At 39.4% G+C, this 13,371-nt stretch carries 13 protein-coding genes; 9 read left to right on the top strand and 4 right to left on the bottom strand.

Annotated elements, in window-relative coordinates:
• Nucleotides 1-3: 3 nt before the first annotated feature.
• From AB9N12_RS15965 to AB9N12_RS15950, 4 genes are all read left to right on the top strand, one after another.
• Entirely contained in the window at nt 4-444 is a 441-nt protein-coding gene (locus tag AB9N12_RS15965) for a hypothetical protein (protein ID WP_369893118.1), read from the top strand.
• A gap of 163 nt (nt 445-607) precedes the next feature.
• Nucleotides 608-1,165: a hypothetical protein gene (locus AB9N12_RS15960; RefSeq protein WP_369893117.1), complete on the top strand. Its 558-nt coding sequence runs from the start codon at nt 608-610 to the stop codon at nt 1,163-1,165.
• Between the two features lie 87 nt (nt 1,166-1,252).
• On the top strand, nt 1,253-1,804 hold the full coding sequence (locus AB9N12_RS15955) for a hypothetical protein (protein ID WP_369893115.1): 552 nt from the start codon (nt 1,253-1,255) through the stop codon (nt 1,802-1,804).
• 282 nt (nt 1,805-2,086) lie between these two features.
• Nucleotides 2,087-2,773: a hypothetical protein gene (locus tag AB9N12_RS15950; protein WP_369893113.1), complete on the top strand. Its 687-nt coding sequence runs from the start codon at nt 2,087-2,089 to the stop codon at nt 2,771-2,773.
• A gap of 72 nt (nt 2,774-2,845) precedes the next feature.
• Here the strand turns inward: AB9N12_RS15950 and AB9N12_RS15945 are convergent, their stop codons facing one another.
• Together AB9N12_RS15945 and uxaC are read right to left on the bottom strand one after the other, a co-directional pair.
• Nucleotides 2,846-4,165 (bottom strand): ATP-binding protein, encoded by a 1,320-nt coding sequence (locus AB9N12_RS15945; protein ID WP_369893112.1) that lies wholly within the window; start codon nt 4,163-4,165, stop codon nt 2,846-2,848.
• A 492-nt stretch (nt 4,166-4,657) separates the two neighbouring features.
• Nucleotides 4,658-6,064 carry a glucuronate isomerase gene (uxaC, locus tag AB9N12_RS15940; protein WP_369893111.1) on the bottom strand — a complete coding sequence of 469 codons (1,407 nt, stop codon included), beginning with the start codon at nt 6,062-6,064 and terminating at the stop codon, nt 4,658-4,660.
• A gap of 199 nt (nt 6,065-6,263) precedes the next feature.
• Here uxaC and AB9N12_RS15935 point away from each other — a divergent pair, with 199 nt between their 5' ends.
• A complete protein-coding gene (locus AB9N12_RS15935) occupies nt 6,264-7,331 on the top strand; it encodes a substrate-binding domain-containing protein (protein ID WP_369893109.1) in 1,068 nt (355 codons plus the stop codon).
• Between the two features lie 26 nt (nt 7,332-7,357).
• On the top strand, nt 7,358-8,797 hold the full coding sequence (locus tag AB9N12_RS15930) for a tagaturonate reductase (RefSeq protein WP_369893107.1): 1,440 nt from the start codon (nt 7,358-7,360) through the stop codon (nt 8,795-8,797).
• 71 nt (nt 8,798-8,868) lie between these two features.
• On the opposite strand, the gene AB9N12_RS15925 is transcribed toward AB9N12_RS15930, so the two are convergent.
• A complete protein-coding gene (locus tag AB9N12_RS15925; protein ID WP_369893105.1) occupies nt 8,869-9,405 on the bottom strand; it encodes an FHA domain-containing protein in 537 nt (178 codons plus the stop codon).
• Nucleotides 9,406-9,423: 18 nt separating this feature from the next.
• A complete protein-coding gene (locus AB9N12_RS15920) occupies nt 9,424-10,503 on the bottom strand; it encodes an SPOR domain-containing protein (RefSeq protein ID WP_369893103.1) in 1,080 nt (359 codons plus the stop codon).
• Nucleotides 10,504-10,593: 90 nt separating this feature from the next.
• Between AB9N12_RS15920 and rfbC the strand changes: the two genes are divergently transcribed.
• From rfbC to AB9N12_RS15905, 3 genes are read left to right on the top strand one after another with little or no spacing between them, the layout of a single operon-like run.
• Nucleotides 10,594-11,142, top strand: coding sequence for a dTDP-4-dehydrorhamnose 3,5-epimerase (gene rfbC, locus AB9N12_RS15915; RefSeq protein WP_369893101.1), 549 nt, complete (start codon nt 10,594-10,596; stop codon nt 11,140-11,142).
• Between the two features lie 27 nt (nt 11,143-11,169).
• Complete coding sequence (locus AB9N12_RS15910; protein WP_369893099.1) at nt 11,170-12,483, top strand: UDP-glucose/GDP-mannose dehydrogenase family protein; 1,314 nt, start codon at nt 11,170-11,172, stop codon at nt 12,481-12,483.
• A gap of 34 nt (nt 12,484-12,517) precedes the next feature.
• Nucleotides 12,518-13,315: a DUF4738 domain-containing protein gene (locus AB9N12_RS15905; RefSeq protein WP_369893098.1), complete on the top strand. Its 798-nt coding sequence runs from the start codon at nt 12,518-12,520 to the stop codon at nt 13,313-13,315.
• The last annotated feature ends 56 nt before the right edge of the window (nt 13,316-13,371 follow it).

Here is a 13,371-nt window from a genome sequence, read left to right as displayed (position 1 = left end):
CATATGGCTGAACTTCTAAAAGCAACAGGAATTTACTATCGCAATGAACTTCGTTCTATTCACAAGAATGGTGTAAAGTTGCAGCCCGTATATGAGGCCTTTACTAATTCTTGGGAATCTATACTAGAGAAGTATACAGCGGAACATTTGAATTTAGGCTCAATAGTTATTGAATTCTATTATAATGTTGGTATGTTTGAAGAAGATAAAGAAAACAATTTAAATAATCTTCAGAAAATAATAATAACAGACAATGGCATTGGTCTTAATGAGGAAAGTTTTACAAGACTATTAAATCTACGTGATAATAGTAAATCTAATAACAACAAAGGAACCGGTAGAATACAATATCTTCATTATTTTGATGATACGATTTTCGAGAGTGTATATAAAGTAGAAGATAATAATTTCCGAAAGATATATTACAGAATCGTACTAACATAACAAAGCATATCGCACGTAGGCGATTGGTTCTTGAAATCTTTGATATGATTATGAACAAGGAACTTGAAAAACTAAAGCAAGGAGGAAGAGGTGACGAAAACTTTTACATAATCTAATATTTCAACAACATAGTACAAACACGAAAGATAGTGATTTATGGTTGTTGGACGATCAATATTTGTATTTTGACGGATGCTCTGAGAAACTTCTGGACAAAATTGAGATAGATGGAGTAAAACTAATTAAAGAAGAACTAACAGAAGAAGAGAAGTCATATAAGGTAAGACAGTTAGGAGATAAGATGATAGATGTAGGTCATAGAAGACCGGATATTTTATTATATCCTACTGAAGGTAAATGTATTATTATTGAGTTCAAGGCTCCAGATGTAGATGTATCGGAATATTTGGATCAAATCAATAAGTATGCAATGGTCATCAATAATTTATCCAATGAAAATTTCAAGATACATTCTTTCTATGGATATATAGTTGGTGAAAACATCGAGTATGACTTCATAGAAGAAAGAAATTCTTCTTTTAAACAATCTCCAAATTTGAAGTTCATATTCAGACCGTCGTATGATATCCCCGGAAAGTTTGGTAGGCAAAAAGGAGATTTATATACTGAAATTATTAAATATTCAGACATTCTCAAACGTGCACAACTAAGAAATAGGATTCTATTGGAGAAGTTAGAGGAAAACAATACTAATGAATGACGATAAACAAAGCAAATAAGAGTAGATAATGGAATGTGTTGAATATTACAATGCTTTTATATAATTTTTATCTATTATCTATAGTGTATGGATGTTGCATTTAAAACATTTAATGTTGGGAATGGCGATTGTATCGCATTATTATTAAGTAATAATGGACAAGAAATTCATATCTTAGTCGATTGCGGAAAATTTACAGCCGAAGTGAATGATTTTATTTGTAACAGGTTTTACAACATAATAGATTATTTAATAGTCACACATCACATTGTTGGTCTTATCGAAATGCTAAGCAAGAATGCTGATTTAGAAATTTGTCATATAATATACAATTGCTATCAACGTATTCTCAATAATCCTCTGCCGTGGGATGAAAAAATGAAAGAAAATATTTTAAGGATAACGAAAGAATTGCCAATTATTGTAGACCTATTAGAATATAAGATAAGCGAAGAAAAGGCTAAAACTCTTGCGGAAAAGATACTTACCAATGAACGATGGAAAAATGTATGGAAAAGAGAGTATACAACAGACCAATCTATACCTATTGAGCTAAGCAATGATATGGGGAAGCTTATCTTTCTCTCTCCCACACAAGAGGCATTAGATAAATATATTAGGAGAAAAATTTATTCGTGAGAATGACTATCAATCAGTCCGTTGGACCACATTATGATCTCTCTGGCGCTTTTTATTATAAAGAAGGGGAAATAGAGATAGTGCAACCAATGCGCATCGTGGATACATATCCTAAAGACATTTAAATTACAACTCTAAAACCAAGGTGTGTCTGTAAAGTTGGCATTCTTTACATGACACACTTTAATATATAGGTCAATATGGCTTCTATTTATTTTCTAGGAACCCCATTAGGAACGCATTTGGAAAGATGAATTTCTTTTCTCCGAGGGTGAATTTGATGTGAATAAACTTTTCGTTCTTGTTGATTTTTACAACCGTACCCTTGCCGAACTTTTTGTGAAAAAGACCATCCTTGAATACACGACCGATAGTTATCAGGACGATATTCCCAAACATATCTTTCAAGAAAACAAGATACGGCTGAACTCTTTTTTCTCGGAACAGGAATCTGTACAGAAGAAAGGAATTCAGTTTGTATTCAGATATGCTTTCTATTCCGTTGAGAATCTTCGTAAGGTCACGAAACAACAGTTGTTAAAAGAATATGCGGAGCTTCCTTTGGGAAAAAGAGGCGTGCGACCGGAACAAATACCCGATATGAAACAATACAGTGATATCATTCTATATGGCGATGACACCTCTCCTGAAACACAGAAACTGTTGGCGGAATATCTCCAACGGTATGATTCATTAAAAGTCCGGTTGTCTTTCTTTGATAAGAGAAACGACTCCGCTTGTAAGGATGAACGAGCCATTGCATACGCAGAACTGCAAAAGGCGCTGTTTTTTTGCAAAAGAAAGAAGAATCCGCTCCTGTTCGTTTCCATCAAAGAGATGATAAACGATATCCGTTTTCTCAATCTGCTGGAGGAAAGTCGTGTCGATTTCAGATGTGTTGATTTTCCGTGGTTCTGCAAGGAGAATCTGCCTCTGATAAAGGCGGTTGTGCTATATGAGAAGTTTTAAACTCCTGATAAGTAGTGAAGCCGTCCTTTTAAGTCTGTGGTCTCTGTTAGTTCGTTATGCTGATATGTGTTGCTACATGTCAGTCATTGACAGTCCTTTGTATGACAGGGAATAACCTTTGAACTCTCCCGTTGCACGCATGAAAGCGGCTGCTTTCGCTTCCAGTTTTTCCATGTCGATATTTTCGGCCTTGCGTTTGACTTCGAAAAATGTCGCTGTATCGTCCAGTTCGTTTTCAGCTACTATGTCTATTTCGCTCTCACCCTTGCGGTCCCACCAGCCACCGATGCGCGTATAGGCTTGCCGTTCTATCAGCACACGCTTAAAGTAACGTTCAAGCATCAGGCCGCTGAAAGTTTCATAATCCCGGTCTATAATCATCTTCATACCTCCATAGTTCTCTATCTCAAGCATATAACTGTACTTGTAGATGAAGCGGAACCAGAACGTGAAGAAGTTGTCCTCGATGATATACCGGACATTCTTGGCGGAACTCTTCTCGAACAACGGTTGTTTCTTCGATATGATTTCGTATTCTTTCTCCAGCTTGGTAAGATAACCGCCGATTTCCTTGCCTACCACGTTCTCGATTTCCGAACGGGATGTTTTTCCTCGTGCAATGGCCGATAGTATGGAAAAATAGATTCCGTAATCCTTGCCGAACTCTTCGATAAGAATCGCTTTACCCTCCCCCAGAAATATGGAGTCGACCTTTATAATCTGGTCGAGCATAGCCGTTTTAGTTGTTGCTCCTGCATCCACGAGTAGTTGTACATACTTCGCCACGCCGCCCGTGAAAGCGTACAAGGCCAGCAGATCTTCCGCTGTGTAACCGGGATTGTATTCCGAAAGAATATCTTTCAGGACAGTCGGAGTAAACGGACGCACAGTCATAAAGCGGGACTGTCGGTTGTACAACGGCTCTTTCTTATCCTTGAATATCTTTGTCATCATGGAATAAATCGAACCACAGACAATCAGGTTAATGTGGGACTTCGGGCTATATAGGTCCCAGATGCGCTGCATATCGCTGAACACTGATTTGTTCACACGGAAAAACTCTTGGAACTCATCGATAAAGAGCGTGATGGAACGTTCTGTCGAAAGTTTCATCAGGTATTCGAACACATCGGTAAAGTGTTCGGCCCGTCCCATGGTCGGGACACCCAACTTGTTCTCTATTTCAAGCCGATAGTCCTCACACAAATCGCCTTCGGCTTTCCGGGCAACAAAGAAATAGAGAACCGGTTCATCCTCGTATGCCTTCCACACGAGTGATGTCTTACCGATACGGCGACGTCCCGTTACCACTGTGAACTGAGCATTGTTTAGCGCCATTTCGCGAATCTTGCGAAGAGAGGTTATTTCTTCTGTCCTGTCAAAAAATCTCATGTCCTTATCCTTTTTTATTGCTATTTCCGAAACGGTTGTTTCCGAAATGGCTGTTTCGTTACTGCAAAAGTAATGCAAATTTCCGGTAAAACAGGCGATTGATACAGATTTATTTAGCAAAATGGCTCAAAGGATTTGTAAGCACTCAATAGCGTTTAAAGATGAAAGACAATAGTTCACTATCTTTGCCCTATCCAACCCAAATTAAAAGATAATGGACTGTAGTGAAGATTTCCAGAGTGTCTATGCACTCTATTAAGTTGAGAAAGAAATGTGGCAAGGGTTCTGTTCATCCCATTCGAATGGTTGAGGAGAGTCATGTAGATTTCAGATGTGTTGATTTTCCGTGGTTCTGCAAGGAGAATCTGCCTCTGATAAAGGCGGTTGTGCTATATGAAAAGTACCCGGTTTAGTTGTAAGAATAAAAAATACCGCTACTGAAAGTTATGTTCGACTTGGGTAGCGGTATTTTTTTATAGTGTCAGCTATCTGTTAGAACTTGAAGAAGTTCTTGGCATTGTTATAGCTGATATCTTCAATCATTTGATTTACACGATTCATTTCAGACACCGGAATTTCTCCGTTTTCTATGTCACGTCCTATCAGGTTACACAATGTACGACGGAAATATTCATGACGCGGATAGGATAGGAATGAGCGGGAGTCTGTCAACATACCTACGAAGCGGCTTAAAAGGCCAAGTACTGACAAAGCATTCATTTGTTTTTCCATTCCATCCTTTTGGTCAAGGAACCACCATCCGGAACCAAATTGGATTTTTCCCGGAATAGAGCCCTCTTGGAAGTTGCCCAGCATTGTTGCAATCACTTCGTTGGCGCATGGGTTCAAGTTGTAGAGGATTGTTTTAGTCAATTTGCCATTGGTGTTCAGGCGATCAAGGAATTTAGCCATTGCTTTGGCGGTTGTAAACTCACCGATAGAATCGAAACCTGTATCAGCACCCAGTAATTTAAACATTTTCGTGTTATTGTTGCGAATCGCACCGTAATGGAATTGCTGGGTCCAGCCTTTTTCCCAATCCATTTCACCGAAGATCACAAGCATGGCTGATTTGAATTTCAGAATTTCTTCCTTAGTCAATTCTGTGCCACCATATACCTTGTTAAAGATTGCTTTGATTTCAGCATCCGTATAATCTTCTGCGTAGAATTCTTCAATACCATGGTCAGACAAACGGCAGCCTTGTTCTGCGAAGAAGTCATGACGTTTGCGCAAAGCAGCGATCATATCATCAAAATTAGAAATAGTGACACCGCTTACTGCTGCCAGCTTTTCTACATAAGTACGGAAATCAGCAGGGACTTCTACAGCCATTGCCTTATCAGGACGCCAAGTCGGCAACATCTTGATTTCGAATCCACTTTCGCGTGTTTGGATGTGGTATTCCAATGAGTCGATAGGATCATCCGTAGTACATACGGTTTCCACGTGATAACGGCGCATCATTCCGCGCGCTGAATATTCAGGTTGAGCCAGTTTCTCGTTACATTCATCGTAAATTTCACGTGCAGTCTGCGGATTCAATATCTTATTGATGCCAAATGCTGTTTTCAGCTCGAGGTGAGTCCAGTGATACAATGGGTTACGGAAAGTATAAGGCACTGTTTCTGCCCATTTTTCGAATTTTTCCCAGTCTGTGGTGTCTTTTCCTGTGCAGAAACGTTCCTCTACTCCGTTTGTACGCATTGCACGCCATTTGTAGTGGTCACCACCCAGCCAGATTTCGGTCAGTGATTTAAACTTGTAGTCGTCAGCTACCATTTGAGGGATAAGGTGGCAGTGATAGTCGATGATCGGCATTTTAGCCGCATGCTCGTGATACAACTTTTGCGCAGTTTCTGTTTGCAGCAAGAAGTTTTCGTCCATGAAGTTCTTCATTATTACTGTGTTTTAAGTATATAAAATTATTACTTTCTGCATTTATACCTATATAGTATTGATTTTAAAGCTAATAGGCTTTATTTATGTTTTTGGTTTTATTAACCGTTATCGAACACAAAAATAGAAAATTTACTTGGAGTAACAAAATAATTCGTATATTTGCAGCGATTATTTATAATATTTAAGTTTTAGTACTATGGAGAACCGGAACTATACCATTAAAGACATTGCCCGCATGGCCGGCGTTTCTGCCGGAACGGTCGACAGGGTGTTGCATAATCGCGGTGACGTATCTCCTAAAAGCAAAGCTAAAGTACAAAAGGTGTTGGATGAGATTCATTATCAGCCCAATGTGTTTGCTATTGGCTTGGCTGCTAAAAAGAAATATTCTTTTCTCTGTTTGATACCTTATTATATAGAGCATGATTATTGGCATTCGGTAATAGGGGGGATTGAGCGTGCCCGTCAAGAGTTGCATCCTTTTAATGTGAGTATAGATTATCTGTTCTATCGTCATGGGGATGAGAGGAGTTATCAAGAAGCCTGTCTTGCCATCAAAGAAAAGAATGTGGATGCGGTATTGATTTCTCCGAATTTCCGGGAAGGGACACTGGCGCTGACAGCTTATTTACAGGAAAATAAAATAGCTTATGCTTTTGTCGATTTCAATATGGAAGAAGCGAAAGCATTGACGTATATCGGGCAGGATTCATATAAAAGCGGATATATCGCAGCAAAAATATTGATGCGTAATTATTCGGCAGGAGAAGGTCAGGAGTTGGTTTTGTTTTTAAGTAACAATAAGGATAATCCGGCTGAAATACAGATGCAACGTCGTTTGGACGGTTTTATGAATTATATTTCCGAAGAATATAATAATCTGGTAATCCATGAAGTGGTACTCAATAAATCCGATCAAGAAAGTAACCAACAGACATTAGATGAGTTTTTTCAGGCGCATCCGAAGGCGGTATTGGGAGTTGTATTTAATTCCAGAGTGTATCAGTTGGGAGAGTATCTTCGCCGTGCGGGACGTAGCATGAAGGGACTGATAGGATATGACCTTTTGAAAGCAAACGTAGAATTGCTAAAATCCGGTGATGTGCATTATCTAATCGGACAACGTCCGGGATTGCAAGGATATTGCGGGGTGAAGGCTTTGTGTGACTCTGTCGTGTTTAAAAAGTCTGTTGAACCTGTAAAGTATATGCCTATTGATATCCTGATGAAGGAGAATATTGATTTTTATTTTGAATTTGTATAATATCAATTTTATAAATTACAACTAACATGAAAGCATTAAACAAAGAAACGGCTCCTAAAACACAACGTCCGGAGCGTATTATTCAATTTGGTGAAGGTAACTTTTTGCGTGCATTTGTAGATTGGATTATTTACAACATGAACCGGAAAGCTGATTTTAACAGCAGTGTAGTAGTGGTTCAACCCATTGAGAAAGGTATGGTCGATATGCTGAACGCACAAGATGATCTTTATCATGTTAATCTTCAAGGATTGGATAAAGGGGAGGTGGTTAACAGCTTGACAATGATTGATGTAATCAGCCGTGCGCTAAATCCATATACTCAAAATGAAGAGTTTATGAAGTTGGCGGAGCAACCTGAAATGCGTTTTGTTATTTCAAACACTACAGAGGCTGGTATTGCTTTTGATCCGACTTGTAAACTTGAAGATGCTCCTGCTTCATCTTATCCGGGTAAGCTGACTCAATTACTGTATCATCGTTTTAAAACATTCAATGGGGATAAGACAAAAGGTTTGATTATTTTCCCTTGCGAACTTATTTTCCTGAATGGTCATAAGTTGAAAGAAACCATTTATCAATATATTGAATTGTGGAACTTAGGTAGCGAGTTTAAAACTTGGTTTGAAGAAGCTTGTGGTGTATATGCAACATTGGTGGACCGTATTGTTCCGGGATTCCCGCGCAAAGATATTGCTGCTATTAAAGAAAAACTGCAATATGATGATAATCTGGTTGTTCAGGCTGAAATCTTCCATTTGTGGGTGATTGAGGCTCCGCAGGAAGTTGCGAAAGAGTTTCCGGCTGACAAGGCTGGCTTGAATGTATTGTTTGTACCGTCGGAAGCTCCTTATCACGAACGTAAGGTTACTTTATTAAATGGTCCGCATACTGTTCTTTCTCCGGTTGCTTATCTCTCGGGAGTGAATATTGTACGTGATGCCTGTCAGCACGAAGTGATTGGTAAATATATCCACAAGGTAATGTTTGACGAACTGATGGAAACTTTGAACTTGCCGAAGGATGAATTGGAGAAATTTGCAAATGATGTGTTGGAGCGTTTCAACAATCCCTTCGTGGATCATGCAGTAACCAGTATCATGCTGAATTCTTTCCCTAAATACGAAACTCGTGATTTGCCGGGATTGAAGACTTATTTGGAACGTAAAGGTGAACTTCCTAAAGGACTGGTGCTTGGTTTAGCTGCTATCATTACTTATTATAAGGGTGGTGTACGTGCTGATGGTGCTGAGATTGTTCCGAATGATGCTCCTGAAATCATGAACCTGTTGAAAGAACTTTGGACAACCGGTTGCACGAAGAAAGTAGCTGAAGGTGTTCTGGCAGCAGATTTTATCTGGGGAGAAAATTTGAATAAGATTCCGGGATTGACAGAAGCTGTGAAAGCAAACCTGGATTCTATTCAGGAAAAAGGAATGCTTGAAACTGTGAAAGGTATTCTGTAATTAGAAGATGGGTCATAAAAATAGCGCCACTTGTTCAGAGGACAGTGGCGCTATTTTTATGATCAAGTTATTTATTTTTCTTGTTTAGCCGTATGCAAAATAAAAGTCGTGGCCCCAATTGTCACAATAGCACCATCTTCGATACGTACACGGTCTTTATCTCCTAGAATTTCATTCATGAGGAAAGTGCCTGTGAGGCTGGGAGCATCTCGTAACGTGTAGACTAACTTTCCTTGCTTGTTACGTTTTATATTAATGATGCAATGGCGTCGATCCATGCTCATATCACCACTTTCAATGGGAGTACTAATGTCTGTTCCGATACAACGGCGGCCTATGACATTGTCACCTTCTTGCAAGGGAAGCAACTGTTTAAAGCCAAATACATTTTCAATAACAGTGATATATCCGAATTCTTCTTTGTGAGATGCAGCTTCTTCTTCCAGATCTTCTTCTTTTCTAAGAGCTTTAACTTTACTTTTTCCTAGCCGGATACTGAATTGCTTGCCACAATGTTCGCATTCAAATACCAGCGATTGCCCTTCGCTATACTTGGTTTCATCAAAATAAAGATAATTCTCGCATTTGGGACAAAGAACTCGTTTCATGCTTTCTAAAAGGGATTTTTATTTAACCAGTAACCAGGCATTTTTATAAGTTTCGTTTTTTCTCAGTTCAAGTAATTGCTTGGTCGCTTCACCACGGTTGTTGAATGAACTGATACTGACACGTACTTTGCCATCAGTGTTCAGAGCTTTTGCATCTGCAAATCCCTCTGATTTTAATTGGGTTGCCATAGCTTCTGCATCCTTAAAACTAATTCCACCTGCTACAATAATATGGTAAGGATGATTATCCGCTTGCGGTTTAACTGATGTAAGGGTAGGAGTTGGTTCCTGTCTGCTAACTTTTACCTCTTTTACGGCAATAGGTCTTGATGTTTGTATTTTATTTGCCGTTAGCTTTGGATTAGATGAGGTCTTGCTTGAAGCAGGAGACTTCTTGGTTTGTTGTGCAACTGCAACATCGTTTTTTACAAGAACAGGAGTTACTGCAACCGATTGCTTTTCTATTTGCTCAAAAAGCTCGCCGGGCAATAATTGCGCATAGTTGTTCTTTTGAACATCGGTATTCTCTACCGGAGTTGAAAAAACGAAGAACAAAACGATGGCAGCAATCATCGCTGCAGCATTGCGAAGATATGCACGGTTGATACTAATTTCAAAGGTTTTCTTTTCCTTTTCGGTATGAGTCGGTATCCATACTTTTTCTTTCTGTTGAAGAACGGAAAGTTCGTGCATTTCGAAGGAGTCAAGACCGTATAATGAAGGAGTCGCCATCTTATAGTCATAAGGAACAAACTCATAGTTGCCATAAATGTTATAACGAATCTCGCCTATATTATCCAAATGGGCTTTCCCTTCTTCATGAAGGAGACCGATGAACTCGTTTACTTCCTTTTCTACGATGCGGCTGGCGTCAGCAAAACTCGTTTCGTACGCTGACATATAAGATTGTACCAATACACCGTCATTCAGTTTTAATTGCGGACTAAAGCCGATTGTGCGGGTAGGGGGTAAAAATATATTTTCTTCCTTTACATGGGTTGCCGGCGAGTAATGCGCTACGAAACCACCAAATTCCGGAACAATGACGCAGTCATTTTCCAATAGTAAAGTCTCTATATGTTGTGCCAATTCAATCATGTCTGCAAAATTAAGAGATAAATTGAATATATCCCAGAAAACTTCGAAAAAATCACTACTTTTGCATCGTTTTATTTATCACAATCAATCATGAACTATATACAAACGGAAATAGACGGAGTATGGCTGATAGAGCCTAAAGTTTTCTCCGATGAACGGGGGTATTTTATGGAAGCCTATAAGAAAGAAGAGTTTGATGCCCATATCGGTCCTGTGGACTTTATACAGGACAACGAATCGAAATCATCTTTTGGCGTGTTACGCGGGTTGCACTATCAGAAAGGAGAATACAGTCAGGCGAAACTGGTTCGTGTTCTTAAAGGAGAAGTGCTGGATGTGGCTGTTGATTTGCGTAAATCATCGCCTACGTTTGGAAAGTACGTCAGCGTATTGCTTAGTGAGGAAAACAAAAGACAATTTTTTATACCTCGTGGTTTTGCTCATGGCTTTGCTGTCTTGAGTGAAGAAGCTGTTTTTACATATAAGGTAGATAACAAGTATGCTCCACAAGCCGAAGCTTCTATTTTATATAATGATGAAACATTGGGGATCGATTGGCCGTTGGCAGAGTCGCAAATGTTATTATCTGCGAAAGACAGAGAAGGAACTGCTTTCAAAGACGCCGTTTATTTTGAATGAATTTCTAAATAAACAATAGAGTACAGTATGAAAATTGCAATCGTAGGAACAGGGTATGTGGGGCTGGTATCAGGCACATGTTTTGCTGAAATTGGTGTAAACGTAACATGCGTTGATACGAACAAAGAGAAAATCGAATCTTTGCAAAAGGGGAACATTCCAATTTATGAAAACGGATTGGAAGAGATGGTACTCCGTAATATGAAAGCAAAGCGATTGAAGTTTACAACCTCATTAGAAAGTTGTCTGGATGACGTGGAGGTTATATTCAGTGCAGTCGGCACCCCTCCGGATGAAGATGGCAGCGCTGATTTGAAATACGTGTTGGAGGTGGCCCGTACCATCGGACGTAATATGAAACAATATAAATTGGTAGTTACTAAAAGTACCGTTCCGGTGGGGACTGCCAGTAAGGTTCGCGCGGTTATTCAGGAAGAGTTGGATAAGAGAGGCGTGAAGGTTGATTTTGATGTGGCTTCTAATCCGGAATTCCTGAAAGAAGGAAATGCTATCAGTGACTTTATGAGCCCGGATCGTGTGGTGGTGGGAGTGGAGTCGGCACGTGCGGAGAAACTGATGTCCAAGTTGTATAAACCTTTCTTGTTGAATAATTTTCGTGTGATCTTCATGGATATTCCGTCTGCAGAAATGACTAAATATGCGGCAAATTCGATGCTGGCAACCCGTATCAGCTTTATGAATGATATCGCAAACTTATGTGAGATTGTTGGTGCGGATGTGAATATGGTGCGTAGTGGAATAGGGTCGGATACTCGTATCGGACGTAAATTCCTATATCCGGGTATCGGATATGGTGGTTCCTGTTTCCCTAAAGATGTGAAGGCATTGATTAAAACTGCGGAACAGAACGGCTATACCATGCGACTACTTACGGCTGTGGAAGAAGTGAATGAACGTCAGAAAAGTATCTTGTGTGAAAAACTTGTGAAACTGTTTAATGGTGATTTGCAAGGTAAGACTGTTGCTCTGTGGGGATTAGCATTTAAACCGGAAACGGATGATATGCGCGAGGCTCCGGCATTAATCCTGATTGACAAATTGCTGAAAGCCGGTTGTAAGGTGCGTGCGTATGATCCGGCTGCCATGCGAGAATGCAAGCGCAGGATTGGAGACACTATCTATTATGCTTGTGATATGTACGATGCAGTACTGGATGCTGATGTGTTGATGCTGGTTACCGAATGGAAAGAATTCCGTCTGCCTTCATGGGCTGTTATCAAGAAAACGATGTCTCGGCAGATTGTGCTGGATGGGCGTAATATATATGACAAAAAAGAGATGGAAGAGCTCGGATTTGTTTATCATTGTATTGGCAGATAAAAAACAGGAGTATCTTTATACAAAACAAAAATAGATGATGAAAAATGTGGCTGTATCGTTAATGGCAATCTTTTTCGCGGCATGTAGCGTCAATAAGGGGTCTCATTCTCTCCAACAAGAGAAGGAGAATTTCGGTGCAAAAGGGCTGCTACAGGGAATTTGGCTGGACGATGAGACGGAGAGCCCGTTGATGCAAGTAGAAGGAGATACTATCTACTATGCAGATGTGCAAAGTACTCCCATTGCATTTAAAATAATAAGGGATACTCTGTATACTTATGGAAATGATACTACTTATTATAAAATAGATAAGCAGACAGAACATATATTCTGGTTTCATTCCATAACAGATGATGTAATTAAACTGCACAAATCCGAAGATTTTAATGATTCGATCTATTTTGTCCGTCAGGAATTAGTAATTCCGACATATACGGAAGTGACCCAACGAGATAGTGTAGTGACCTATAATGGCATTCGCTATCGTGCATACGTATATATTAATCCTTCCAAAATGAAAGTCGTCAAGACTACTTATTCCGAAGATGGGATTAGCATGGATAATGTGTACTATGACAATGTCATGCACATTTGTGTATACGAAGGTAAAAAGAGTCTGTTTGCCAGTGATATTACCAAGCAAATGTTTGGCAAAGTGCTTCCGGAAGATTTTCTGGAGCAATCTATCTTATCAGATACAAAGTTTGTGAAGGTAGATCGGAGCGGTTTTCATTATCAAGCAGTCTTGGCCATTCCGGAAACGTCCATATATAGTATTGTAAATATGGAAGTAAGTTTTAAAGGAGATTTGATCATCACTTCATCCAAATAAAAGCACTTCATACCGTATAAGTGCGGGATTAAAAAAGCGTGTTGATAACTATTGCC

The sequence above is a fragment of the Bacteroides sp. AN502(2024) genome (assembly GCF_041227145.1).
Taxonomy (GTDB): domain Bacteria; phylum Bacteroidota; class Bacteroidia; order Bacteroidales; family Bacteroidaceae; genus Bacteroides.
This window is presented reverse-complemented; position numbering and strand designations above follow the sequence as displayed.

Bases quoted from the DNA above. Each gene is read 5' to 3' on its own strand.
- AB9N12_RS15965 (WP_369893118.1), top strand. From the start codon at position 4: ATGGCTGAACTTCTAAAAGCAACAGGAATTTACTATCGCAATGAACTT.
- AB9N12_RS15955 (WP_369893115.1), top strand. From the start codon at position 1,253: ATGGATGTTGCATTTAAAACATTTAATGTTGGGAATGGCGATTGTATC.
- AB9N12_RS15945 (WP_369893112.1), bottom strand. From the start codon at position 4,165: ATGAGATTTTTTGACAGGACAGAAGAAATAACCTCTCTTCGCAAGATT.
- uxaC (WP_369893111.1), bottom strand. From the start codon at position 6,064: ATGAAGAACTTCATGGACGAAAACTTCTTGCTGCAAACAGAAACTGCG.
- AB9N12_RS15935 (WP_369893109.1), top strand. From the start codon at position 6,264: ATGGAGAACCGGAACTATACCATTAAAGACATTGCCCGCATGGCCGGC.
- AB9N12_RS15930 (WP_369893107.1), top strand. From the start codon at position 7,358: ATGAAAGCATTAAACAAAGAAACGGCTCCTAAAACACAACGTCCGGAG.
- AB9N12_RS15925 (WP_369893105.1), bottom strand. From the start codon at position 9,405: ATGAAACGAGTTCTTTGTCCCAAATGCGAGAATTATCTTTATTTTGAT.
- AB9N12_RS15920 (WP_369893103.1), bottom strand. From the start codon at position 10,503: ATGATTGAATTGGCACAACATATAGAGACTTTACTATTGGAAAATGAC.
- rfbC (WP_369893101.1), top strand. From the start codon at position 10,594: ATGAACTATATACAAACGGAAATAGACGGAGTATGGCTGATAGAGCCT.
- AB9N12_RS15910 (WP_369893099.1), top strand. From the start codon at position 11,170: ATGAAAATTGCAATCGTAGGAACAGGGTATGTGGGGCTGGTATCAGGC.
- AB9N12_RS15905 (WP_369893098.1), top strand. From the start codon at position 12,518: ATGATGAAAAATGTGGCTGTATCGTTAATGGCAATCTTTTTCGCGGCA.